The organism is Roseateles oligotrophus, assembly GCF_025717515.1.
GTDB classification, from domain to species: Bacteria; Pseudomonadota; Gammaproteobacteria; order Burkholderiales; family Burkholderiaceae_C; genus Paucibacter_A; species Paucibacter_A oligotrophus.
In genome coordinates this window covers 58,053-80,395 of the sequence record NZ_JAJIRN010000003.1, presented here as the reverse complement: position 1 = coordinate 80,395, position 22,343 = coordinate 58,053, and the positions used below count along the sequence as shown (strand labels likewise).

The 22,343-nt window shown below is 63.1% G+C and carries 21 protein-coding genes; 11 read left to right on the top strand and 10 right to left on the bottom strand.

What is annotated here, in order from left to right; translation table 11 throughout:
• The first annotated feature begins 18 nt into the window (after positions 1-18).
• The 3 genes from LNV07_RS06470 to LNV07_RS06460 all read left to right on the top strand — a co-directional run bounded on the left by LNV07_RS06470 (position 19) and on the right by LNV07_RS06460 (position 2,671).
• Complete coding sequence (locus tag LNV07_RS06470) at positions 19-285, top strand: hypothetical protein (protein WP_263570362.1); 267 nt, start codon at positions 19-21, stop codon at positions 283-285.
• 65 nt (positions 286-350) lie between these two features.
• Complete coding sequence (locus tag LNV07_RS06465) at positions 351-1,544, top strand: tetratricopeptide repeat protein (protein WP_263570361.1); 1,194 nt, start codon at positions 351-353, stop codon at positions 1,542-1,544.
• On the top strand, positions 1,541-2,671 hold the full coding sequence (locus LNV07_RS06460) for a HupE/UreJ family protein (protein ID WP_263570360.1): 1,131 nt from the start codon (positions 1,541-1,543) through the stop codon (positions 2,669-2,671). Before LNV07_RS06465 ends, LNV07_RS06460 begins: the two co-directional genes overlap by 4 nt.
• Here the strand turns inward: LNV07_RS06460 and LNV07_RS06455 are convergent.
• On the bottom strand, positions 2,636-3,463 hold the full coding sequence (locus LNV07_RS06455; protein ID WP_263570359.1) for a S1/P1 nuclease: 828 nt from the start codon (positions 3,461-3,463) through the stop codon (positions 2,636-2,638). The two genes, LNV07_RS06460 and LNV07_RS06455, sit on opposite strands and share 36 nt — an antisense overlap.
• Before the next feature lie 221 nt (positions 3,464-3,684).
• Here LNV07_RS06455 and LNV07_RS06450 point away from each other — a divergent pair, with 221 nt between their 5' ends.
• The 7 genes from LNV07_RS06450 (at position 3,685) to LNV07_RS06420 (ending at position 13,440) form a co-directional block, all read left to right on the top strand.
• The gene (locus LNV07_RS06450) at positions 3,685-6,633 is read left to right on the top strand and encodes an EAL domain-containing protein (protein ID WP_263570358.1); all 2,949 of its coding nucleotides are present in this window, start codon (positions 3,685-3,687) and stop codon (positions 6,631-6,633) included.
• A gap of 35 nt (positions 6,634-6,668) precedes the next feature.
• Entirely contained in the window at positions 6,669-7,727 is a 1,059-nt protein-coding gene (locus tag LNV07_RS06445) for a LacI family DNA-binding transcriptional regulator (protein WP_263570357.1), read from the top strand.
• Between the two features lie 170 nt (positions 7,728-7,897).
• A complete protein-coding gene (locus LNV07_RS06440) occupies positions 7,898-9,199 on the top strand; it encodes an ABC transporter substrate-binding protein (RefSeq protein WP_263570356.1) in 1,302 nt (433 codons plus the stop codon).
• 22 nt (positions 9,200-9,221) lie between these two features.
• Positions 9,222-10,151 (top strand): carbohydrate ABC transporter permease, encoded by a 930-nt coding sequence (locus tag LNV07_RS06435; RefSeq protein WP_263570355.1) that lies wholly within the window; start codon positions 9,222-9,224, stop codon positions 10,149-10,151.
• An 18-nt stretch (positions 10,152-10,169) separates the two neighbouring features.
• The gene (locus LNV07_RS06430; protein WP_263570354.1) at positions 10,170-11,000 is read left to right on the top strand and encodes a carbohydrate ABC transporter permease; all 831 of its coding nucleotides are present in this window, start codon (positions 10,170-10,172) and stop codon (positions 10,998-11,000) included.
• A gap of 40 nt (positions 11,001-11,040) precedes the next feature.
• Positions 11,041-12,366: a GH1 family beta-glucosidase gene (locus LNV07_RS06425; protein ID WP_263570353.1), complete on the top strand. Its 1,326-nt coding sequence runs from the start codon at positions 11,041-11,043 to the stop codon at positions 12,364-12,366.
• 12 nt (positions 12,367-12,378) lie between these two features.
• A complete protein-coding gene (locus LNV07_RS06420; protein WP_263570352.1) occupies positions 12,379-13,440 on the top strand; it encodes an ABC transporter ATP-binding protein in 1,062 nt (353 codons plus the stop codon).
• A gap of 23 nt (positions 13,441-13,463) precedes the next feature.
• On the opposite strand, the gene LNV07_RS06415 is transcribed toward LNV07_RS06420, so the two are convergent.
• The 6 genes from LNV07_RS06415 to LNV07_RS06390 all read right to left on the bottom strand — a co-directional run bounded on the left by LNV07_RS06415 (position 13,464) and on the right by LNV07_RS06390 (position 20,113).
• Positions 13,464-14,342 (bottom strand): LysR family transcriptional regulator, encoded by an 879-nt coding sequence (locus LNV07_RS06415; protein WP_263570351.1) that lies wholly within the window; start codon positions 14,340-14,342, stop codon positions 13,464-13,466.
• A gap of 25 nt (positions 14,343-14,367) precedes the next feature.
• On the bottom strand, positions 14,368-15,453 hold the full coding sequence (locus LNV07_RS06410; protein WP_263570350.1) for an ABC transporter ATP-binding protein: 1,086 nt from the start codon (positions 15,451-15,453) through the stop codon (positions 14,368-14,370).
• Positions 15,454-15,479: 26 nt separating this feature from the next.
• Entirely contained in the window at positions 15,480-17,246 is a 1,767-nt protein-coding gene (locus LNV07_RS06405) for an ABC transporter permease (RefSeq protein WP_263570349.1), read from the bottom strand.
• Between the two features lie 42 nt (positions 17,247-17,288).
• Entirely contained in the window at positions 17,289-18,617 is a 1,329-nt protein-coding gene (locus tag LNV07_RS06400; protein ID WP_397545536.1) for an ABC transporter substrate-binding protein, read from the bottom strand.
• Between the two features lie 79 nt (positions 18,618-18,696).
• Positions 18,697-19,353: a histidine phosphatase family protein gene (locus LNV07_RS06395; protein WP_263570348.1), complete on the bottom strand. Its 657-nt coding sequence runs from the start codon at positions 19,351-19,353 to the stop codon at positions 18,697-18,699.
• A gap of 247 nt (positions 19,354-19,600) precedes the next feature.
• Complete coding sequence (locus LNV07_RS06390; protein WP_263570347.1) at positions 19,601-20,113, bottom strand: GNAT family N-acetyltransferase; 513 nt, start codon at positions 20,111-20,113, stop codon at positions 19,601-19,603.
• 79 nt (positions 20,114-20,192) lie between these two features.
• Between LNV07_RS06390 and LNV07_RS06385 the strand changes: the two genes are divergently transcribed.
• Positions 20,193-20,354: a hypothetical protein gene (locus LNV07_RS06385; RefSeq protein ID WP_263570346.1), complete on the top strand. Its 162-nt coding sequence runs from the start codon at positions 20,193-20,195 to the stop codon at positions 20,352-20,354.
• A 12-nt stretch (positions 20,355-20,366) separates the two neighbouring features.
• On the opposite strand, the gene LNV07_RS06380 is transcribed toward LNV07_RS06385, so the two are convergent.
• From LNV07_RS06380 to LNV07_RS06370, 3 genes are all read right to left on the bottom strand, one after another.
• The gene (locus LNV07_RS06380; protein ID WP_263570345.1) at positions 20,367-20,981 is read right to left on the bottom strand and encodes a DUF2306 domain-containing protein; all 615 of its coding nucleotides are present in this window, start codon (positions 20,979-20,981) and stop codon (positions 20,367-20,369) included.
• A gap of 55 nt (positions 20,982-21,036) precedes the next feature.
• On the bottom strand, positions 21,037-21,453 hold the full coding sequence (locus tag LNV07_RS06375) for a GNAT family N-acetyltransferase (RefSeq protein WP_263570344.1): 417 nt from the start codon (positions 21,451-21,453) through the stop codon (positions 21,037-21,039).
• Positions 21,454-21,521: 68 nt separating this feature from the next.
• Complete coding sequence (locus LNV07_RS06370) at positions 21,522-22,343, bottom strand: polysaccharide deacetylase family protein (protein WP_263570343.1); 822 nt, start codon at positions 22,341-22,343, stop codon at positions 21,522-21,524.

Genomic DNA, 22,343 nt, shown 5'->3' with positions numbered 1-22,343 from the left:
ACAGCGAGGCCAGACATCATGAACAAGCAACTCTTGCTATGCAGCGTACTGCTTGCCGCCTTAGGCCTAACGGCCTGCGGCAGCGGTGGCGGCGATGACGCCCCGCCGCCGGTGATTCAACCACCGGAGCCGGTGACGGAAGTCCCAAGCTCGGCCGGAGCTTCGGCCGACGCCTATCGCAGCTATGCCGCCGGCCTGACGGCGACCGAAGTGGCCGAGCCGCTGGGCCTGGACAAGGTCGCCGAGGCGCCGGTGTCGGAGACGGCCGAGCCGGCGGAACTCTGAAGTAAGTTCGACCCAAGGGCCGCCCTTGCGCATCGGCGCAGCGGCGGCCCCGTCAAGGATGTCAGTTGAAAACCAAATTGTTGCCGAGCCTGTTGAGTCTGTTAAGCGCCCTGCTGCTGCAGCCCGCCACAGCCGCCCTCTACACGCCGGCCCACGATCAAGAAGTCGTGCAAGCGCTGCCGAATCGACTCGATGCCGGCGCCCGAGCTCAGCGCAAAGAGTTGGCCCGCCACCCTCAGCAGCTGACGCTGGCCCTGGCCACCGCACAAGCGGCCATAGTCCGCGCCCGCAGCCACGGCGCCCCCCGCGAGCTGGGCCTGGCCGAAGCCGCGCTGGCCCCTTGGTGGGGGCTGGAGCAGGCGCCGCCGCAGGTGCGCTTGCTGCGCGCCAGCGTGCGCCAGAGCCAACATGATTTCGCCACCTCTTTGCGAGACCTCGACAAGCTGGTCGCGCAGCCGAGTCGGCTGCCGCTGCAAGTGCAGGCGCAGGCCGGCTTGATCCGCGCCTCGGTCTTGCAGGTGACCGGCCAGTTGGCCTTGGCCCGGCAGGCCTGCGAAGCCTTGACCGAAGTGCGCTTCGCCAGCCTCGGCCCCGCCCTGGCATTGCCGGCGCGGGCTTGCCTGGCCGAACTGCGCAGCTTGGTCGGTGAGCCCAAGCAGGCGGCGGCCGAGCTGGCCAGCTTGGCCAGGCAGTCGCCCGATGACGCTTGGCTATCGCTGCTGCGGGCCGAATTGGCCCAGCGCATGGGCGACAGCGTCGCCGCCGAGGCCCGCTACCGTGAAGCGCTAGCCGCCAGTTCGGGCGGCGACATTTACACCCGCGGCGCTTATGCTGACTATCTGCTCGAACAGGGCCGCCCGGCCGAGGCCTTGCGCTTGGTCGAGGGTGCCGACGCCGAATCCGATGCCCTGCTTTTGCGCCGTGCGATTGCCTTGAAACGACTTGGCAGCCCGCTGCTGGCGCCGGCCGCCGCCGCCCTGACGGCCCGCTTCGAGGCCGCCCGCCTGCGCGGCGAAAACTACCATGCGCGCGAGCAAGCGCGGCTGGCGCTCGATGTGCTGGGGCAAGCGAAGCCGGCCTTGCAGTTGGCACTGGTCAACTGGGCGCAACAGAAAGAACCCGCCGACGCCTTGCTGCTGCAACGCGCCGCCCTGGCCGCCGGTCAGCCGGCCGCCGCCGAGGCGGAGCTCAAGCGCCTCGCGCTTGCGGGTTGGATTGATATGCGCCTGGCCGGCGCCGCTCGGAGTGCCAAGCCATGATGCGTTTCATCCTCATTCTTCTTGCCCTTGCTCTGGCCGGCCCCGTGCAAGCCCACAAGTCAAGCGACGCCTACCTAACTTTACAGGTCAGCGGCAGTACGATCACGCAGCGCTTGGACATCGCCTTGCAAGACCTGGACCGCGATCTAGACCTCGATGCCAACGACGACAAGCAGCTGAGCTGGGGCGAACTGCGCACGCGCTGGCCCGAGCTGGAGCGGCTGGTGGCCGACACCGTCAAGCTTAGCGCCGACGGCCGCCCATGCATGGTGGATCAGAAGTTAGCGCCCCAACTCGATCAACAGAGCGACGGCACTTACGCGGTGCTGCAACAGACGCTGCAATGTGCGGCACCGGTGCAAAGCCTTGCGATGGACTATCGCTTGTTCGCCGGCAGTGATGCCAAGCATCGCGGCATTGCCCGCTTGCTTGCGGGCGGCGATGAACAAAGCGCGGTGCTGATTCCCGCCGAGGGCGTCAGATCCTTCCAGCTCAACACCAGCGCGCAGGAAAAGCTGCGCAGCCTGGGCGGCTTCATTGTCGAAGGCATGCACCATATCTCGGTCGGCCTGGACCACATCTTGTTCCTGCTCAGCCTGTTGATGGTGGCCGTTTGGCGCCGCGAGGGCAGAGGCTGGGTGGCAAGGGCGACGCCGCGCTCGGCCTGGCGCGAAGCCTTCAAGCTGGTGACGGCCTTCACCTTGGCGCATTCGCTGACCTTGGGTTTGGCGGCGGCCGGCGTGTTGGCGCCGCCCTCGCGCTGGGTTGAGTCGCTGATCGCGGCCAGCGTGCTGGTCGCCGCCGTCGACAACCTGCGCCCCTTTGTGCGTGGCCCGCGCTGGCTGATGGTGGCCCTGTTCGGTCTGGTGCACGGCTTTGGTTTTGCCGGCCCGCTGCAAGCCTTGGGACTGCAGCGCGGCAATCTGGCGCTGCCTCTGCTGGGCTTCAATCTGGGCGTTGAGTTGGCGCAACTGGGTTTGGTCGCACTGATCTTGCCGCTGGCCATTGCCATGCGCGACAAACCGCTTTATGGCCGCCTGTTGGTGCGCCCTGCTTCGGCACTGATTGGCGTACTGGCCTTGCTGTGGTTGCTAGAGCGCAGCCTGGACCTCAGCTTGCTTGCCTAGACTGTCGTTCAAAACCTCGGCCAGCCGCTGCGCCGCAACCCTCAGCTGCGCACGCAAAGGCTGGTCATGTGCGTCGGCATAACTCTGATCGACCTTGTGCCCGGCGGGGTAAAAGCCCGGCATGCTGGCGATTCTGCATGACTCGCTGGCCCAGTGAGCCGCAGCGTTAGGCGAACTTGGCAGATCGACCTTCAAGGTGATGGCTTCGCTGATCTGCGCTTCCAGCGCCGCCGCTGCACCGGGCCGGTTCAGGATCAGGCCGGAATCCCACAGGGCATGCAGGTTGGAGCCGCGCCCGAAGCCATGCAGCTGGTAGCTGTTGCCGCCACGGTCGTCGCCAAAACCGGCATGCAGCGGTTGATGCACATCGGCGACCAGATGGACGACATATTTCAAGGCCTTCAGCCGGCTTGGGTCGTCGGCGCTGTTGCGCAGCAGCGCTGTTTGGCGCTGAATCGCCGCCACCACGCAGGCGCCACCCTCGCAGTCGCGCTGCGGCTCGTAGACGCAGGCGGCATCCCGTGGGAAATTGACGTAATGCCAAGGCGCGGTTTGCGGCGATCGGTGTTCATCGGCCCAGGTGGAGATCGAGGCCAAGGTGCTACCGGGCTCCAGCGCCAACAGCCGCGTCAGCTCGGCCCGCGCGGCGGGGTTCAAACCTTGCTCGGCCACGCTGGCGATCAGGCGATGGCCGTCGGCGCCCCAGGCCTGGGCGGACTTCGCTTGGCCAAACAGGGCGGCAGCAACAAACAATACGGCGATGGGCTGGCGAAAACGGAGCAGAGCAATCAAGGGCAGCGGATTCGCGAGAACTACATTCGGGGAGATAGCGCGGCGGCAAAGTACGCGGCCAGCGCCCGGCGGGGCATTGTGCCAAAACGCCGGTGCCCATGTCGGCAGCGGCTCTACCGTTGCCAAACCACTCGGCCCGCTAGCATCTAATTCGAGCGGTACGCAAAGGCGAGGGTAAAACAGGGCGCACGCCGCGATGCAGGGGCCCGATACTTCGCCCGATGCGTATGCGGCTTCAATCTTGTTGGCTAACGGCTTACGACCTGGCACGGGCGGCTTTGGCGGATGCCTGCCAGCAACTCGCATCCAAGCGCTGGCTGAGGGTGCCGATATTGATGCTGATGCTGGGAACAGGCTTCACTGCCCGCGCGGCAAGCGAGCTTGAGCTGAGTCCGCCGCCCTTGGCATTGTTGCTGGTGTCCTACCACCAGGGTTTGGCTTGGAGTGACGATCAGGTTTCCGGTTTCATCAAAGCGCTTGGCGACGCCCGACTTGATCTGAGAATCGAATATCTTGATACCAAGCATAGCCGCCCGAGTCCGGCGTATTTCGAGCAGGTCGAGCGGCTTTTGATTCACAAGTATGGCGCCACCAAGCCGGCAATCTTGCTGGCCAGCGATGATGATGCCCTGGATCTGGCGTTCCAATTGCGCAGCCATCAATTCGAAAATATTCCGATCCTGTTCAGCGGCATTGGACGCGGTCGCAAGGCCGAGTTGCAGGCCGCCGGCAATATCAGCGGCATATTTGACGATGTGGATATTTCAAAGAATATCGATCTCGCCTTGAAACTGCGGCCGCAGACCCGCCGGCTGGTTTTCATTCATGACCAAAGTCGCAGCAGTTTGAGTCAAATAGATTCGGTGCGGCGCGAACTGCGCGGCTATACGCAATATCAACATGAATTTCTCAGTGATCTATCGATAAGCGAACTGCAGCAGCGTTTGAGTCGTTTGGGCGAACAGGATTTGGTCTTCATGTTCGCTTTCAACCGCGATGCTCAAGGTCAGGTATTCAGCCATGAGCGGTCGACCGATCTCTGGGTTGCGGCCAGCAAGGCGCCGCTGATCGCACAATGGGACATCAATATGCGGCCCGGCGTACTCGGCGGCCGCTTGGTCACCGGGCGGGCCCAGGGGCAAACTCTTGCCCGCCTGGCACAGCAATGGTTGCAGGGTGGCAGCCTGGATAAATTGCCGATGATTGATGGTTTGGGTACACCGGTATTTGATTTCGCCGCGCTGCAACGTTGGCAGGTGCGGGAGGCCGATTTACCCGCTGGTACCTTGCTGATCAATAAGCCGTCCAATTGGTTCGACCAATTGCGGCCGGTGCTCGGGTTGCTGCTCGCTATTTTGATCGGCGCTGGCAGCATCATCATGATGCTTTTGCAACTGCTGAGGGTCAAGCGGCGCAGCCAAATTGCGCTACAAAGAAGCGAGAGTAACTACCGGGAGTTATTCAACGCCAGCAGTGATGCGGTCAGTATTCATGATATTGACAGCGCGACCATCCTGAAAACAAATCAGCAGTTTTCTGCAATGTATGGCTTCAGCAGCGAGCGCGTGCCGGCTAACACCTTGGCCGCGGTGCCACTACAGATTGAAGACATCAGTTCGAATCAGGCGCCGTTCACCCGCACCGATGCTTTGGCCTGGTTCAAGGCTGCGGCGGACGGTGGTGCCCAGCTCTTCGAGTGGCAGGCCAAAAATGCACGGGGCGAGCTGTTTTGGGTGGAAATATCGCTGCATGTCGAGGTCATTGACGGCGAGCGGCGCGTGGTGGCGTCGGCTCGCGACGTGACCGAGCGCCGCGCCGCGCAGGACGAAATCAGGAACCTGGCCTTTTACGACCCCTTGACGCGCTTGCCCAATCGCCGCCTGCTGCTCGACCGGCTCAAGCACAGCCAGGACCTTTGCGCTCGGCATCAGCAACGCGGCGCCTTGCTGTTTGTGGACCTCGACCATTTCAAGAACATCAACGATACCGCCGGGCATTTCCAGGGTGACCTTTTGCTGCAAGCGGTGGCGCTGCGCCTGAGTGCCTGCGTGCGCGAGGGGGATACCGTGGCGCGGCTGGGTGGCGATGAGTTCGTGGTGATGCTGGAGGATCTGCACGGCGATGAACTCGACGCCGCAAGCCAGGCGCAAACGGTTGGCCGGAAGATTCTGACCACCCTGGACCATCGCTTCGAGTTCGGCAGCCAGGTGCATCACAGCAGCGCCAGTGTTGGCGTCACCTTGTTCGGCGGCAGCCTGATCGAGGGCATCGATGAACCGATGAAACGAGCCGACTTGGCCATGTATCAAGCCAAGTCGGAGGGCCGCAATATGGTGCGCTTCTTCGACCCGCAGATGCAGTCGGTGGTGAACCAGCGAGCGGCGCTCGAAACGGATTTGCGCGAGGCCGTGCAGACCGAACAGTTCGAGCTCCACTACCAGCCCCAGATTGCTGCGGGCGGGCGCGTGTTGGGCGCCGAGGCCTTGCTGCGCTGGACCCATGGCAGGCGCGGTGCCGTGTCTCCGGCCGACTTCATCCCGCTGGCCGAGGACACGGGCTTGATTCTGCCCTTGGGGACTTGGGTGCTGGAAACCGCCTGCGCCCAATTGGCCTTGTGGGCCGGTCAGCCCGAGTTGACCGACCTGGCCCTCTCCGTCAATGTCAGCGCCCGGCAGTTCAGGCAGGTCGATTTTGTCGAACTGGTGCTCGACATATTGGCGCGCAGCGGGGCGCGGCCGGGGCGTCTCAAGCTGGAGTTGACCGAGAGCATGTTGGTGGCCGATGTGGAGGCGGTGATTGCCACCATGAATGCCTTGAAGGCGCATGGCGTCGGTTTCTCGCTGGACGACTTCGGCACCGGCTATTCCTCCTTGTCGTACTTGAAACGCTTGCCGCTGGAGCAACTCAAGATCGACCAGGGTTTTGTGCGCGATCTGCTGACCGACCCCAATGACGCCGCGATCGCCAAGATGCTGATTGCGTTGGCCGCCACCTTGGGGCTAACGGTCATCGCCGAGGGCGTCGAGACCGAGGCGCAACGGGACTTTTTGGCGAGCCAAGGCTGCCTTTGCTACCAGGGTTATCTATTCAGCCGGGCGCTGGCGCTGTGCCGCTTCGAGGAATTTGTAAAAACGCAGCGATCGCTGGCCGCGGGCCCTGCTCTTGCGTAGCCTATAAACTGCAGCTCCACAAACGATGCCAGTCCATGAAGAGTAGCGAGAAAACACGCAAGACCAAGCGCAGCACACCGTCCGGCCATGACCCCAAGGTCACGCTGGGCATGGTGGCCACAGCATGCGGGGTTTCGCCCAGCACGGTCTCGCGGATATTGAATGGCACGGCCGTCGTCAGCGCCGAGAAGCGCGCGGCGGTGGACCAGGCGATTGCCGAGCTGGGCTTTGTGCCCAACCCGATGGCTCGCGGCTTGGCCGGTGGGCGCACGCTCAGCGTCGGCGTGATCACCCAGGCGATCGACAGCCCGTTTTATGGGCTCGCGCTGCGTGGCATCGAAGAAGAACTGAACAAGGTCGGCTACAGCCCGCTCTTTGTCAGCGGCCATTGGAATGCCAAGGAAGAAGCGCGCTGCATCGAGGTGCTGCGCTCGCGCCGTGTCGACGGCATCATCGTTTTGACCGGTCGCCTCAGCGATGAGGCGCTGAAGACCTTGGCCAAGGCCTTGCCGGTGGTCGTCACCGGCCGCAGTCTGGTCGCGCCGGGACTGTTCTCGCTGGACTTCAATAACTTCGAGGGTGCCAGGCTCGCGACTGCCCATCTTTTGTCCTTGGGCCATCGCGAGATTGCCTTCATCGCCGGCCCGGTCATTCACCCGGACGCGGCCGAGCGTCTGCGCGGCTACCGCGCCGCGCTGGACGAGGCCGGCATCGCCTACCAAGCCGGCCTGGTGCTGCAAGGCATGTATAGCGAAGAAAGCGGCCTGCAAGCGGTCGAGCAATTGATTGCGAGCCGCCAGCATTTCACGGCCATCTTTGCCGCCAATGACCAGATGGCATTCGGTGCCGCCTTGGCACTGCATCGCCATGGCCTGCATGTGCCGGACCAGGTGTCGCTGGTCGGCTTCGATGATGTGGCCGGCGCCGCGCACTCGGTGCCGCCGCTGACCACCATCCATCACCCGGCCTATGAACTCGGCAGCTTGGCGGCCGCAGCGCTGCTGCAGCTCTTGGCCGGTGAAGCGCCGCAGGCCAGCCTTTCGGAGCCTCGCTTGACGGTGCGCGGCTCAAGCCGGGCCTTGCTCAATCCCTGAGCCTGTGTTCGCCGGCACGCCACCCGGTTGCCCGCCCCCCCGCATTTACCCTTTGTTGACATGAAAAGCGGGCTGCATTACATTCTGAAAGCGCTTTCATAAAGCGTTCACAACTCAAAATGCAGACCGAATCGTCGTGGCGGCCGATTCAAGGTGGAGACAAGCAGGCAATGAAAACGAACAAGCGTGCCGGTTGGCGCGTCTGGCTGGGCCACTGGTTCAGGCAGCCCAGGCTGGCGATGCTGCTCGGGCTGGCCTGCCTCGCGCTGCCGCCCGGCGCGGCGGCGCAGCAAGTGCTGGTGGTGGCAGCCTACCCGGCGGTGGACCAGATCGTCCGCGCGGCGATTCCTGCCTGGCAGCGCCTGCACCCCCATGTCGAGGTCAAGGTGGTCAGCCGCCAGTTTGCCGACCACCACACCGCGATGACCACCGCCTTGTCGACAGCGGTCTATCTGCCCGATGTGATGGCGCTGGAGGTTGGCTATCTGGGGCGTTTTTCACCCGGCTACGGCCTCGAAGACTTGACGCGCCCGCCTTACGACATCGCCAGGTTCAAGCCCCGCTTTGTGCCCTATGCCTACCAGCAGGCGAGCAACCGGCGCGGCGAGGTGGTGGCGGTGCCGACCGATATCGGCCCCGGCACGCTGCTCTACCGCAAAGATGTGCTGGCCAAGGCCGGCGTCAGCGAGGCGGAATTGACGCAAAGCTGGGACAGCTATGTGGCGGCCGGCATCAAGATCAAGGCAAGCAGCGGCGCTTTCCTGCTGGCCCATGCGCGCGACATCAAGAACATCCTGATCCGCACCGGCATACAGCCCGGCGAAGGGCTGTACTTTGACAATCAGTCGCAGGTGCTGGTGGCATCAGCGCGCTTTGTGCGCGCCTTCGAGTTGGCCCGCGAGGTGCGCAAGCACAAGCTGGACGCGCGGGTGCTGGCCTGGTCGGGCGATTGGACCGAAGGCTTCAAGCGCGGCAGCATCGCCACGCAATTGAGCGGTGCCTGGCTGGCAGGTCATCTGAACAGCTGGTTAGCCCCCGACACCTCCGGCCTGTGGCGCGCCGCGCAACTGCCCGAAGGCGCCTTTGCGGCCTATGGCGGCACTTTCTTTGCGATGCCGCGCAAGGCCGACAAGGCCAACAAGGCGCTGGCCTGGGACTTGATTCAGTTTCTGACCCTGAACCGCGACATGCAACTGCGTGCCTTCAAGGCGCAAGACGCCTTCCCGGCCTTGCTGGAGGCTCATGACGACGCCTTCTTCGAGCAGCCGATCGCCTTCTTGAGCGGTCAGACCGCGCGCCTGGGCTGGCGCGACGCGGCCCGCCGCATCCAGGCGGTGGACGTGCACAAGCAAGACGCGTTTGCCGAAGAGGTGATAGACACCGAGCTCGACAAGGTGCTGGAGCGCGGCAAAGACATCCACGCAGCGCTGGCCGATGCCGAGCGCCTGCTGAAGCAGCGCGCCACCCGTTGATCGCCGCATCAGGAACCTAACGATGAAATTACCCGTCTTCCTGCGCCTGCCGCCGCGCTGGGCACCCTATGTCTTCCTGGCACCTTTTGTGCTGCTGTTTCTGGTCTTCGGCATGTTCCCGCTGGCCTTCTCGCTTTACCTCGCTTTTCAGACCTGGGAGCCGACCAGCGGCCTGAGCGCAATGAGCTTCGTCGGCCTAGACAACTTCGTCTTCGCGCTGCAAGACGAATGGTTCTGGAAGTCGCTGAAGAACACCGCCTGGCTGGCGCTGGCCTCGGGCGTGCCCCAGCATCTGGTCGCGATCCCGCTGGCCTGCTTCATCCACGCCTCCTTCAAGCGCCTGCGCAATGGCGTGGTCGGCGCCTACTTCATGCCCTACATCACCTCGACGGTGGCGATCGCGATCCTGTTCAGCTCGCTGTTCTCGACCGACTACGGCCTGATCAACGCCATCATCGCGGCCTTGCGCGAGCTGCCGCTGCTGGGCTGGCTGATGCCGGCCGCTGCGATCGACTGGCTCAACAACCCGGATGCGCTCAAACCCGCGATCGCGATGATCGTGTTCTGGCGCTATGTCGGCTTCAATGTGGTGCTCTATCTGGCTGCTTTGCAGACCATTCCCGTCGACATCATGGAGGCCGCCCGCATGGACGGCGCCGGCCGCCTGCAGCAGTTCTGGTACATCACGCTGCCGAGCTTGATGCCGATGATCTATTTCGGCGTAACGCTGAGCGTGATCGGTGGCCTGCAGCTGTTCGAGGAGCCCTTCATCCTGACCAATGGCCGCGGCGGCACCGACCAGGCCGGCATGACGACGGCCATCTATCTCTACCGCATGGCTTTTGATTTCAATGATTTCGGCGCGGCCAGCGCGATGTCCTGGCTGCTCTTCCTGCTGGTGGGCCTGCTGACCTGGCTGACCAACCGCGCTTTCCGCCAGCGCGGCGCTTGAACCGAGGCCACCTTCACCATGCAAGTCACTCGTCACCAACTCGCACCCTGGGCCGCTTATGGCCTGGTCGGCATCGGCATGCTTGTCATGCTGGCGCCGTTCTACTTCATGTTCGTGTTTGCCACCCATTCGCGCGGCGAGATTTTCAGCATGCCGCCGCCGATGTTCTTCGGCAATGACTTTCTCGACAATCTCGCGATCCTGACCGGGCGCATCCCGTTCTGGCGCAACCTGGGCTGGAGCATCTATGTCGGCCTGGCGTCGACGCTGCTGACCCTGCTGTTCTGCGCCATGGGCGGCTATGCGTTCGCCTTGTTCGAGTTCCGCCACAAGAAGGCGCTGTTCGGCCTGGTAATGGGCACGATGCTGCTGCCGACCTTCATGAACATGATCCCGACCTTCATGATCATGGACATGCTGGGCTGGATCGATCAGCCGCGCGCGCTCTACATCCCTGGTGCGGCCAGCGCCTTCGGCATCTTTCTGATGCGGCAATTCGCCTTGACCTCGATCCCGCGCGAGCTGGTCGAGGCGGCGCGCATGGATGGCTGCGGCGAATTCGGCATCTTCTTCCGCATCGTGCTGCCGCTGCTCAAACCCGCGCTGGGCACCCTGGGCCTGATCACCTTCATCGCCTCCTGGAATAACTTCATCGGCCCGCTGATCGTGATGCGTTCACCCGATATGTACACGCTGCCGCTGGCGCTGCGCAGCCTGCAAAGCCCGGTCGACACCGAATGGGGCGCGCTGATGGCCGGCTCGGCGATTGCCACGCTGCCCTTGATCATTTTGTTTGTGCTGTCCTCCAGACAGCTGATTTCCGGCCTGACCGTGGGCGCCGTCAAGTAGACGAGCGCTTGAAACTCTCTCTCTCCTGCACTCTCTGCCCATGAGCAACAAGACCAATAACTTCCCCGCTGACTTTGTCTGGGGTGTGGCCACCAGCGCCTTTCAGATCGAAGGAGCCAGCAGCGCCGACGGCAAGGGCCCCTCCATCTGGGACAGCTTTTGCGCCAAGCCCGGCGCGATTGCCGACGCCAGCAACGGCGACAACGCCTGCCAGCATTACCAGCGCTGGGCCGAGGATCTCGACATGATTGCCGCTTTAGGCGTCAATGCCTACCGCTTCTCGGTCTCTTGGCCGCGCGTGCAGCCCGCCGGCAGCGGCGCCTGGAACGCCAAAGGCCTGGACTTCTACGAGCGCATCGTCGACGGCCTGCTCGCGCGCGACCTGCAGCCTCACCTGACGCTCAACCATTGGGATCTGCCGGACGCGCTGCAAGCCACAGGTGGCTGGGCCAATCGCGACACCACGCAGCGCTTTGTCGACTACGCGCTCGGCATCAACGCCCGCCTGGGCGACCGCCTGGCCTCGATCGCCACGCACAACGAACCCTGGGTGGTGGCGGTGCTGGGCCATGAAGCCGGCATCTTTGCGCCCGGCATCAAGAGCCGCAAGACCGCCGCGCAGGTCTCGCACCATCTGCTGCTCAGCCATGGCCTGGCGCTGCGGGCGCTGCGCGAACAAGGGGTTAGCGCCAAGCTCGGCATCGTGTTGAATCTGGCGCCCATGCACCCGGCCACCGACTCTGCCGCCGACCGCGCGCAGGCCACTCTGGAAGATGGCCGCCTGTTGCGCTGGTATCTGGACCCGCTCTTCAAGGGCGCCTATCCCGCCGATGTGCTGGCCGATCTGGGCGACGATGCACCGCAGATTGAGCCCGGCGATCTGCAGTCGATGACGGCGCCCATGGACTTCCTCGGCGTCAACTACTACTCGCACTCGGTCGTCAGCGCCGACAAGAGCTACAAGGCCGGCAGCACCGGTCTGCCGGTTACCGACATGGGCTGGGAGGTCTACCCCGAGGGACTGACCGAGCTGCTCTTGCGCCTCAAGCGCGACTACCCGGTGCCGCCGCTGTTCGTCACCGAAAACGGCGGCGCCTTCAAGGATGAAATGGTAGACGGGCAGGTGCATGACAGTGACCGGCTCGACTATCTGGCGCGTCACATCGAAGCGGTGGCCGAGGCGATGCGCCAGGGCGTGAATATGGGCGGCTATATGGTCTGGAGCCTGATGGACAACTTCGAATGGGCCTCGGGCTACGAGAAGCGCTTCGGCATCGTCCATGTCGACTACCAAACCCAGCAGCGCACGCTCAAAGACAGCGCGCTCTGGTACCGTGATTTCTTGCAAGCGCAAAAGACCCTCTGAGGACAAACAAAAATGGGACAGGTATCACTGCGCGGTATCCGCAAGAGCTACGACAAGACCGAGATCATCAAAGGCATCGATCTGGAGGTGCGCGACGGCGAGTTCATGGTCTTTGTCGGCCCCTCGGGCTGCGGCAAATCGACCACGCTGCGGATGATCGCGGGGCTGGAAGAAATCACGGCAGGCGAGTTGCAGATCGCCGGCCTGCGCGCCAATGAGGTGCGCCCGGCCGACCGCGGTGCGGCCATGGTGTTTCAGAGTTATGCGCTGTACCCGCATATGACGGTGGCCGAGAATATGGGCTTCGCCTTGAAGATGGCGGGCGAGTCCAAGGCCAAGCGCGAGAGCCAAGTTGCGCGTACCGCCGAGGTCTTGCGCATCACTGATCTGCTCGGCCGCTACCCCAAGGAGCTGTCCGGCGGCCAGCGTCAGCGCGTCGCGATCGGGCGGGCGATTGTGCGCAAGCCCAAGGTTTTCTTGTTCGACGAGCCCTTGTCCAATCTGGACGCGGCCTTGCGCGTCAATATGCGCATCGAGTTGTCCAGGCTGCACAAGGAACTCGGCACGACGATGATTTACGTCACCCATGATCAGGTCGAGGCAATGACCATGGGCGACCGCATCGCGGTCTTCAACCAGGGCCGCATCGAGCAGCTCGGCGCGCCGCTGGAGCTCTATCAGCGCCCGGCGAATGAGTTCGTGGCCGCCTTCATCGGTGCCCCGCGCATCAATTTCATTGACCGGCCGGAGGCGGGCGCAGCCAGCCAGGCGCACCAAGGCCTATGGGCAAGACTGCTGGCTAACAGCGAAGACTTGGCTGCCCAGCGCGTGGGCTTGCGCGCCGAGCATGTGCGTTTGGTCGCCGCCGATCAAGGCGTTGCGGCCGAGGTCGAATTGGCCGAGCATCTGGGCGACAGCTCGATCCTGTATCTGCGGGTTGAAGGTCTCAAGGACTTGCTCAGCGCCAAGGTCGGCGCGGGCCACAGCGGCGTCCTGGCCGGCCAGCGGGTTGGTCTGGATGTCGATGCCTCGGCGGCGCTGCGCTTTGGTGCGGATGCGCGCTTGCTGGCCTAGTCATCAGCCTGGCTCCCGCACGCTCAGGCCCATACCGCCTGCACCGCCGAGTTCAGCGCTACCACCAGGGGGTCGCTGGCACGCTCGGCCGCGCTGCTGAAATAGAGATTGGCGTCCACCCGGGCATGCCCCCACACCATCCAGTCATTGCGCTCCACGCCCAGCAAGGCCGGTTCTTCACGCAACAAGGCGCATGCACTGCCGGCCCGCACATAACTGTCCAGGGCACTGGTGTCATCGCTGCGCATGACCACATTGGGAGCCAAGCCCTGCTGCTCGAAAATTCCACGCAACATCTGGTGAATGTGAGAGTCGACGCTACCGTCCACCCAGGGTAAGGCCGCCAATACGCGCCAACCACCGCGCTGCATTTCATGGGCCAGAGAGTGGGGAATGGCAATGCGGTAATTGACCGAACGCAGCGCCAGCCATTGCAGGTCGCGCGGCGGGTGCACCCCGATGGTGAAGGCGGCCGTCAGGCCTCCGGCCCGCACCTGATCAAGCAAATGCCCGACCGCCTGGGTATGCGTGTGAAACTCCATCAGGGGCAGATCGCGCTGCACCGCCAATGAGAGTGCGCCGGTGCGCAGGAACTCGGCCGTTTCGCCCGGCAGGCCCAAATCGATCCGGCCGCTCAACTCGCCTTGCATGGCGCGCGCCGAGCCCTTCAATTCGGCCGCCGTGGCCAGCAGCAGTTCGGCCTGGGGCAATAGCTTGTCGCCCGCCCGCGTCAACATCATGCGACCGGCGCTGCGATCAAACAAGGCCACGCCCAAGCTGGACTCCAAACCCTTGATTTGCGCGGTGACGGCCGGCTGGGTCAGGCAGAGCACCTCGGCCGCCTTGGTCACATTGGCCACCCTGGCCACCGCCACAAAGGCGCGAATCTGATGCAACTCCATGAACTGAGCGGTCGGCCTGTGACGATCAAGCGCCGAACATGCGCACTTGCGAGGGCTCAATGCCCAGACTCACCGCGACCCCGACCGGGAACTTGGACAAGCCCACATGGTGAGCCTGATCGACCGACAGACATTGCCGACCTACCCGCACGCGGTAGCGGGTGAACTCACCCAGAAACTCGCTGGCCTCTACGGTGCCGGGTACCCAGACAAAACGCGCATCCTGGGTCGCATCGGCCACTTCCACTCGCAAAGAATGGGGGCGGAAGCTGATCTGGATGGTGTCGGCCTCCGGGGCGTCAGACAGCAAGGGGAAGTTCAGTTCGCCCACGCCGTCGACATCCAAGGCCAAGCTGTCGCCGCGGCGCGACCGCACCTTGCCTGAGAGCAAATTCATGGTTCCGACAAAATTGGCAACAAAGGGGTTCACCGGGTAATCGTACAGGGTGGCGGGCGCGCCCACCTGCTGCACGACGCCCTTGTCCAACACCGCCATGCGATCGGCCGTCGTCATCGCTTCTTCCTGGTCATGGGTCACGAAGATGGTCGTGAGGCCCAGGCGGCGCTGCATGGCCAGCAGTTCCTGGCGCATCTGCACGCGCAGGGTTTTGTCCAGATTGGACAGCGGTTCATCCAGCAGCAGCACCTGGGGCTCGATCACGATGGTGCGCGCCAAGGCCACCCGTTGCTGCTGGCCGCCTGAGAGCTGGCTAGGCCGGCGTTGCGCGTATTGCGACAGGCCCACCAGCTCCAGCGCAGCGCCGACCTTCTCCTTGATCACCTGCTTGGGGGCTCTGCGCTCAACCAGGCCAAAGGCCACGTTGTCCCACACGGACAGATGCGGCCACAGGGCATAACTCTGAAACACCATGCCTACATTGCGCTCCCAGGGTGCTTTGGCACTGACGTCCTGGCCGTCGATCAGCAACTGGCCGTGCTGATGTTTGTTGAAGCCGGCAATCAGACGCAGCAAGGTGGACTTGCCCGAACCCGAGGGGCCCAGCAAGGCGAAGAACTCACCCGGCTCGATGTCCAGATTGACGTCCTTGAGTACCTCGGTTTCGCCATAGGAGAGGCGGATATTGCGGCATTGAACGGGGACTTTTTTCATGGCTTGACTTTCGTGTCAGATCTTGTTCATGGGGCTGGCGGGAGGGGCGGTAGCGCCTCGTCCACCGGCCTGGACTCGAAGCGCTTGCTGGTGCGCTCCACCACCAGATGCGAGAGATAGGTACCCAGTGCCACCACGACAATGGCCAGCACACCCAGGGCGGCCCCTGGTCCGCGCCCGGCAATGCTCTGCATATAGAGGTAGATGCCGTAACTCATGGGTGCCTGCGACTCCGCCGAAACCAGCAGAATGGTCGCCGACAATTCCACCGCCGCCGTGATGAAGCTGGTGACGAAACCCGCCAGGATGCCGCCTGCCATCAGCGGCACCACGACGCGCTGGATGGTGCGCAGCTTGGTGGCGCCGAGGCTTTCGGCCGCCTCTTCCAGCGACACATGTACCTGCTGCAAGGCCGCCACGCAGGAACGCAGCGCATAGGGCAGGCGGCGCACCGCGTAGGCCAGCATGATGATGACCCAGGTGCTCGTGACCAGGGTGTCGGTGCCCGGCACCGTGGCGCCCTTGAACAGGCGCAGATAGCCGATGGCCAGCACGATGCCCGGCACGGCGAGCGTGGCGGTGGCGATCCAGTCCAGCCATTTGCGCGCCGGCAGCGTCGTGCGCAGCACCAGGTAGGCGATGGTCACGCTCAGCACCACGTCCAGCGTTGCCGCGAGGCCGCAGTACAGCAAGGTGTTGCCCATCATGCCGCTTGCATCCGAGAACACGGTTTGGTAATGCTCCACGGTGTAGGCATCTGGCAGGGGCGAGAAGCTCCAGACCTTGGCAAAGGACAGCAGCAGCACGCCCAGATGGGGGCTGAGCACGATGGCCAGCACCAGGAAGATCCAGCCATAGGCGGCGATGGAGCCCCAGTTCGTCAGCTTGCGCTTGGCGATGCTGGCGCCGCCCTTCTGGATGGTGGAGTAGTCCTTGCCTGCCAGGACCTTGGCCGACAAGGCCATGGCGCTGATGGAGAACAGGATCATGATCACGCTGATCACATAGCCCATCGGGTCTTCCAGGCCCACCTGGGTGATACGCAGATAGGCTTGCGGCGCCAACAAATTGGTCTGACCCAGCACCAGAGGCGTCCCCAGATCATCGAAGACCTTGACGAAGACCAACGAGGCGCCGGCCACAAAGCCCGGCATTGCCAGCGGGAAGATCACGCGCCGGAACAAGCGCATGCCGGTGCAACCCAGGTTGAGCGCAGCCTCCTCCATGGCGCCGTCAATATTGCGCAGGGCCACGGTGAGGTTCATCAGGATGAAGGGGAAGTAGTGAATGGCCTCGACGAAGATGACACCGTTCAGGCCGTCCATGATGGGAACGCTGATGCCGAAATGATCTTGCAGCAACAGGTTCACCGTGCCAGAGCGGCCGAAGATAAGCTGCATCGCAGCGGCCCCGACAAAAGGCGGCATGATCAAGGGCAGCACGCCCAGGGTCTGAATCATCAGCGCGCCGCGGAATTGAAAGCGCACCGTGAAGTAGGCCAGGGGCACCGCGATGAGGGCCGCAAACACGGCCGACATGCTGGCCACATAGAGGCTGTTGAAGAAGGCCTCGCGCATCAATCCCTGGCTGAAGAAATTGCCGAAGTGGCCCAATGTCAGACTGCCATCGGCGTCGACAAAGGCGGTGTAAAACACCTTGCTTACAGGCAGAACGAGGAAGAGCAGCAAGAAGCTCAAGATGAGGCCGCCCGCGATCCAAGCGCCGGGTCTGACCTGATCGAAGTAACGGGATTGCAGGCTTTTGAAGGCACTGCTGGCGAGCACGGTGGACATGGGATTCCTGTCGTCTAAGTTCAGCGCTTGTTCAAGGCGCGATCAGCGAGCCGTGGCCAGGGCTTGCTCTGCAAAGCTCTTGGCGCGGGCATAGTTGTCGCGCGCCTGGCTGCTCCACCGGTCTTCCAGACCCGTCAGCTGCTTGCCCGCAGCTGCGTCCTTTTTATTGGCGGTGAACAGGGCCAGGAAGTTCTTGTCACCTGCCAGGCCCGAACCCGCGATGGGGGTGAAGGCCAGGTCGCGGGCCTGCTTCAGCAAAGCCTGCCCGTTAGTATTTGGCTTTTTGGCCAGGGCGCCGGCGGCCAGGTGAATGGCCTGGGTGGCCTCCTTCAACTCTTTGTGGCGGAAGGTGATGGTCTGGTCGAACAGCGAGGACACGAGGTTGTAACGTGCCTCCGAGAGGTCCGAGTCAAAGCGCACTTTGGCCTTCTTTGCGATCTCAAACGGGTTGGGGTAAGCGGCAGGCACCTTGCCGCCCAAGTCGCTCGGCGGCAGCACCGGCAGGCGTGAAATCTTGGGGTCCAGCAGCAGCAACTGGCCTTCGGTCGACACGCTGTAGGCGATGAACTTGCGCGCTTCCTCGGGGTTCTTGCTGCCCTTGATCAAACCGATATTGGCGGGCACCACCGAGGTCACGTCGGGGTAGACAAACTCCACCGGAAAGCCCGAGTACTTGCCGGCCAGGCCAAAAAAGTCGATCACCAGACCAATGCCGAACTGGCCGTTATTCACCCCGTCAGGGACACCAAAGCTGCGCTCGGTGATGGCGGCGCAATTGCCGCTGATTTGCAGCAGCTGATTCCAACCCTTGTCCCAGCCCTCGCCTTGCAGCATGGTCTCGACGGTCAGATGGGTGGTGCCGGACCGCGAGGGTGCGCTCATGGCGGCATGCCCAAAGTAGACCGGCTTGGCCAGGTCGGCCCATTGGGCCGGCGCCGGCAGCTTATTGGCCGCCATATAGCGGGTGTTCCACATCAGGCCATAGCCCGCGAGCGCTTGGCCCAGGTACAAACCTTGCGGGTCATTGATCGGGTAGCTGCCTACCTTCTCCGGCACGGCCTTATTGGCCTGCCCACTGACGTTCTCCAGCAATTGTTGGCCGGACAAGACCTCGAAAGCGTCGGGTGCCGAGGCCCAGAAAATATCGGGGCGCTGACCCACCGGCAACTCGCGCACATAAGACAAGCCCTGCACGGTGCTCTTGTTGAGGATTTCCAGCTTGATGGCTGGGTTGGCCTTTTCAAAAGCCTGCTTGTAGACCTGCGTCAGTTCCTTGGGAAAAGAGGTCACCACCGTGACCGTGCCTGCCGAAGCATTGGGCAACATCGCTGCGCTCAAGGCCAAGGCCAGAGGCAGAGTGATGGCGCGCAGGTGCATGCGTGCGGGGCGGCTCTGGAACGAATTGCTCTTGCTCATCAATGTCTCCTAGAAGATGTACAAACTGCGCGGCTCAGGGCGCGGGGAAGCTCTCGGGTACCTCATCGCGCGCACTTGCTTCCAAATGCGAGGTGTTGCCCCAGTCCAGCAGGGTGAATCCTTCGGGGCCATGTTTCAGGCGGCTGAGCGCGGCGTTGTTCAGCGGCCAAGCGCGTGCTGACTCCAGCCCCAGGCCTGCAGCGGCGCGGTACAAGCAATCCAGCAGCCCACCATGGCAGACGAGCGCAATGGCTTGCCCGCGATGGCGCAAGGCCAGGCGCTCGATGGCCGCCATGCAGCGCGCATTGAAAACGCTGCGGCTCTCGCCGCCCTCGGGCCCAAAGCCGGCTTCGCGGCGATGCCAGCGCGCATGCTCTTCGGGCCAGCGTTGCAAAATCTCAGCCGAAGTCAAACCCTGGAAAACACCGAAATGCTGCTCCCGCAAATCGGGCTCGATGTGCAGCGGCATCTGCTTCAGTTCAGCGATCAGATGGGCAGTTTGCAGCGCGCGGGCAAGGTCGCTGGTGTAGATAGCATCGAGCGGCACCGAGGCCAACGCCTGCGCGGTCAGCTTGGCTTGCACCAAGCCCTGCTCATTCAAGGGGATGTCGGTCTGGCCCTGATAGCGGCCCAGGCAATTCCAATCGGTTTCGCCATGGCGTATGGCAAGAATCTGTGTGCTGGAGTTCACTGGCGGCGGCCCTTGTATGAGGAATTGCCCGCATCGTGCATGAACTCCGCCAGCAGGGCCAATCAGAAAATATGATGCGGCTCATCAGAGGCGAGGGTTGACCCGCAGACCGGGACCCGGGTCTGGGCCGGGGCCGGGGCCGCTGATCGCTCGGCCAAGGGTCGCGGCATGACAGGGCATGCTCTTCCCGCCTTCTTCTATCTATCGAAGTTGAGCCAGCGCTGTCCCGACCTAACTCGACGCCCACTCACAAGCTGGAAAACCGGTAGAGCCGGCATGGCAGGCCGTCGCTGTCGGTGTCCGTGACGAGCACCTCCTGATCACCCGTTTGCTGCGCAATCGCCTTCGGCCAAAAGCGGGCGGCAGGCAGGTTGTCCACGAAGAAATAGACCTCCCAGCGCCCTGGATGGCGCTCAAAAAGCAGCCGCAACATCTCTTGCGCGGCGCCGCTGCCCCGGTAGCGCCGGCCCAGGAAGAAGTAGCCCAAGTTGAACTGCGACTGCGGGTCTTGCACCTCATCGTCAACGACCGCAAAACCGGCAAGTTCGCCGTCAATCTTGGCGATATAGGGCCTCACCGACGGCTTGGCCCAATAGGCCTCCTTGGGTCGCAAAGCATAGAGCCCGGTGGCAGAGAACTCGACCGGCCAGAACTCGCTCAGGTCGTAGTTGTAGAACTGCATCAGGTTTTCGATGCGCGGCAGATCCTCGGCGGTGGCCTCGTGCAGCGAGATGGGGACTGTTGATTTTGTGCTTTGCATGGGAGATCCAAATGTTCGGGTGATAGTGTGCCGACAAAGCTCAGTCTGTCATCATCAGCGCCGCCAATTCCCTGCCAACTTGGGCCGGGTCCGAATGTTCGAGCTGCAAGCAGATCGTGGCTTCGAGCAGAAAGGGCAGCGCTTGCTGGTACTCCGCGTAGAGACCGCGCAGGATGGCTGGGCCGACGTGCTCTTGCCCACCCCCACAGGGCCGGTGAGCAGCAACAGCCTGGGTGTTTGAGCGAGCTTCAAACTAAGCGGCGATGGCCTTGCCATGGGGCTTATTGAAGACGATCTCTGCGACCCAGAGGTTGGGCACCCAGCACAGCCATGCGATGGCCGGATAGGCCAGTTCGAACGGAATGCCCGTCACCATCGACAGCGGTAAATAGATACGCAGACTCACTGCAGCCAAGGTCAGCGAAACATTGCGAACAATCCATCTGCGGTGCGCCTGGACCGCGCCGCTCCGGATCGCTTGAAAGGCGCGTAAACCCGTGAACAACCAAGCAAGCGCTAGGCAGGCAAAGCCAAGCTTGCCGACCCAGCCACCGAAGGCGAATACCGACATATACAGGCCCGTCAGGCCGCCCACCAGGACGCCGAGGCCGAGATAGATGCGGCCCAAGACACGATGCAAGCGCGGGCGCCCTCTTCGAAGCCGGCTGGAGAACTGAAACGGACTCAGCATCAGCGCGACAAGCGACGCAAACACATGCGTGTAGATGCCCAGCGGATGGGTCTGGTAATTGAGCTTCATCGCAGGATGAACCAGCGAACCCAATGGCATCAAACCATAGGCGAAGACCGCGTAGCCAGCGACGCCAAAAGCGAGCAGGTAAAAGCAGAAGGTTCCGAAACGTTTCATGGACATATTCCCGTCAAGTCTTGCGCACCCAAGCGCCTTTGAAGTTCGAGAGCTTTCACAGATATCGCTTCAGCAAAAACAAGCGCTCGGGGCTGTCTTGCAGCTCCGTGACTCGGCCCACCACCTCAAAACCCAGCTTGGCGTAGAAGTCGGGGGCTTGCACCGCCAAGGTATCGACCTGGGCCGCCACGCAGCCGCGCTGCCTGGCTTCGGTTTCCGCCATGGCCATCAATTTGCGGCCAAGCCCGCTGCCGCGCGCGCACCTGTCCACCCAGACGACTTCGATCAAAAACTGTTTATAGATCGTCCGCCCCGCAACCCCGCCCAAGAGCTTGCCCTCATCATCACGGCCAATCGCTAGAAGTGGCTTCGAAACTTCTTGACCCAGAAGCTCGAAGTTATGCGCCCTGACGCCAGCAACCAAGGCGTCGAAGACAGCCTGATTGCTTTCCCTGAGAATTTCCAAATGCATGTTTTGACTCCAAGCGGCCCATTCATTCATTCATGATCCGGTCGATTCGGGCTCGGCCCGATGCCGCCTCACTTCAAACCTGGCGCCGACCTCCGTCCCTTCACATAGCTGATGATATTCAAGAAAGTCTCCGTCCAAAACCGATCCCGGTGCGCGGCGAGGTAACCGAGCAGTTCCGCATGCGCTTGGGTGGACACGCTGAGGTGATCGCCGCCGATGCCGTGAAAAGTGAGGTTGATCATCGTGCCCGCCTGGGCGGCCTGCTCGACCAGGGAGATCAGCTGCGCGCCGCTGGCCTCCACGGGCACGAAAACCTCGACCGCATAGGGGTCGAGCTGGGCCATATCCGGCACGACGCCGCCCAGCTTGGCCTTGATCGCGACAAAGTCGCCCTTGATCAAGTCCAGATAGTTTTGCCCGCCGGCCAGCAGGTCGCCACAGGGCGCGGTGAAGCTGCGCAGGGTTTGACCGTCGATCGCCCGCAGCAAGGTGTTGCCGACGCGAATCTGCGCGGCCAGTTGTGCGGCGCTGATTTTGTCCAGATCCTTGTCGGCGCTGACCCAGGCGCGGTCGGGGCCAGCGCGCGAGCATTGGTGGAACAGCGTGTGATTGCCCAGCTCATGGCCGGCGGCGGCCGCAGCGCGCCAATCGCTCATGCGTTGGCTGACGACGTCGCTGCTCAGCGTCAAGTAAAAACTGCCGCGCAGACCGGCCCGGTTCAGGGCGGGGATGGCGTTATCAAGCTGGCTGTTCAGCGCATCGTCATAGGCCAGGCTGACCGCCGCACGCTCGCCCTTGGGCCATTGAAAGGGGCGGCTTTCGGCGCCGAAGGCCGCGGCAGTCAGCTTCAGCAGCGCTGCGGCCAAGATCAAGCTCCGGGCGGATTTCAT

Bases quoted from the DNA above. Each gene is read 5' to 3' on its own strand.
- LNV07_RS06470 (WP_263570362.1), top strand. From the start codon at position 19: ATGAACAAGCAACTCTTGCTATGCAGCGTACTGCTTGCCGCCTTAGGC.
- LNV07_RS06460 (WP_263570360.1), top strand. From the start codon at position 1,541: ATGATGCGTTTCATCCTCATTCTTCTTGCCCTTGCTCTGGCCGGCCCC.
- LNV07_RS06450 (WP_263570358.1), top strand. From the start codon at position 3,685: ATGCGTATGCGGCTTCAATCTTGTTGGCTAACGGCTTACGACCTGGCA.
- LNV07_RS06445 (WP_263570357.1), top strand. From the start codon at position 6,669: ATGAAGAGTAGCGAGAAAACACGCAAGACCAAGCGCAGCACACCGTCC.
- LNV07_RS06440 (WP_263570356.1), top strand. From the start codon at position 7,898: ATGAAAACGAACAAGCGTGCCGGTTGGCGCGTCTGGCTGGGCCACTGG.
- LNV07_RS06435 (WP_263570355.1), top strand. From the start codon at position 9,222: ATGAAATTACCCGTCTTCCTGCGCCTGCCGCCGCGCTGGGCACCCTAT.
- LNV07_RS06430 (WP_263570354.1), top strand. From the start codon at position 10,170: ATGCAAGTCACTCGTCACCAACTCGCACCCTGGGCCGCTTATGGCCTG.
- LNV07_RS06425 (WP_263570353.1), top strand. From the start codon at position 11,041: ATGAGCAACAAGACCAATAACTTCCCCGCTGACTTTGTCTGGGGTGTG.
- LNV07_RS06420 (WP_263570352.1), top strand. From the start codon at position 12,379: ATGGGACAGGTATCACTGCGCGGTATCCGCAAGAGCTACGACAAGACC.
- LNV07_RS06415 (WP_263570351.1), bottom strand. From the start codon at position 14,342: ATGGAGTTGCATCAGATTCGCGCCTTTGTGGCGGTGGCCAGGGTGGCC.
- LNV07_RS06410 (WP_263570350.1), bottom strand. From the start codon at position 15,453: ATGAAAAAAGTCCCCGTTCAATGCCGCAATATCCGCCTCTCCTATGGC.
- LNV07_RS06405 (WP_263570349.1), bottom strand. From the start codon at position 17,246: ATGTCCACCGTGCTCGCCAGCAGTGCCTTCAAAAGCCTGCAATCCCGT.
- LNV07_RS06390 (WP_263570347.1), bottom strand. From the start codon at position 20,113: ATGCAAAGCACAAAATCAACAGTCCCCATCTCGCTGCACGAGGCCACC.
- LNV07_RS06380 (WP_263570345.1), bottom strand. From the start codon at position 20,981: ATGAAACGTTTCGGAACCTTCTGCTTTTACCTGCTCGCTTTTGGCGTC.
- LNV07_RS06375 (WP_263570344.1), bottom strand. From the start codon at position 21,453: ATGCATTTGGAAATTCTCAGGGAAAGCAATCAGGCTGTCTTCGACGCC.
- LNV07_RS06370 (WP_263570343.1), bottom strand. From the start codon at position 22,343: ATGAAATCCGCCCGGAGCTTGATCTTGGCCGCAGCGCTGCTGAAGCTG.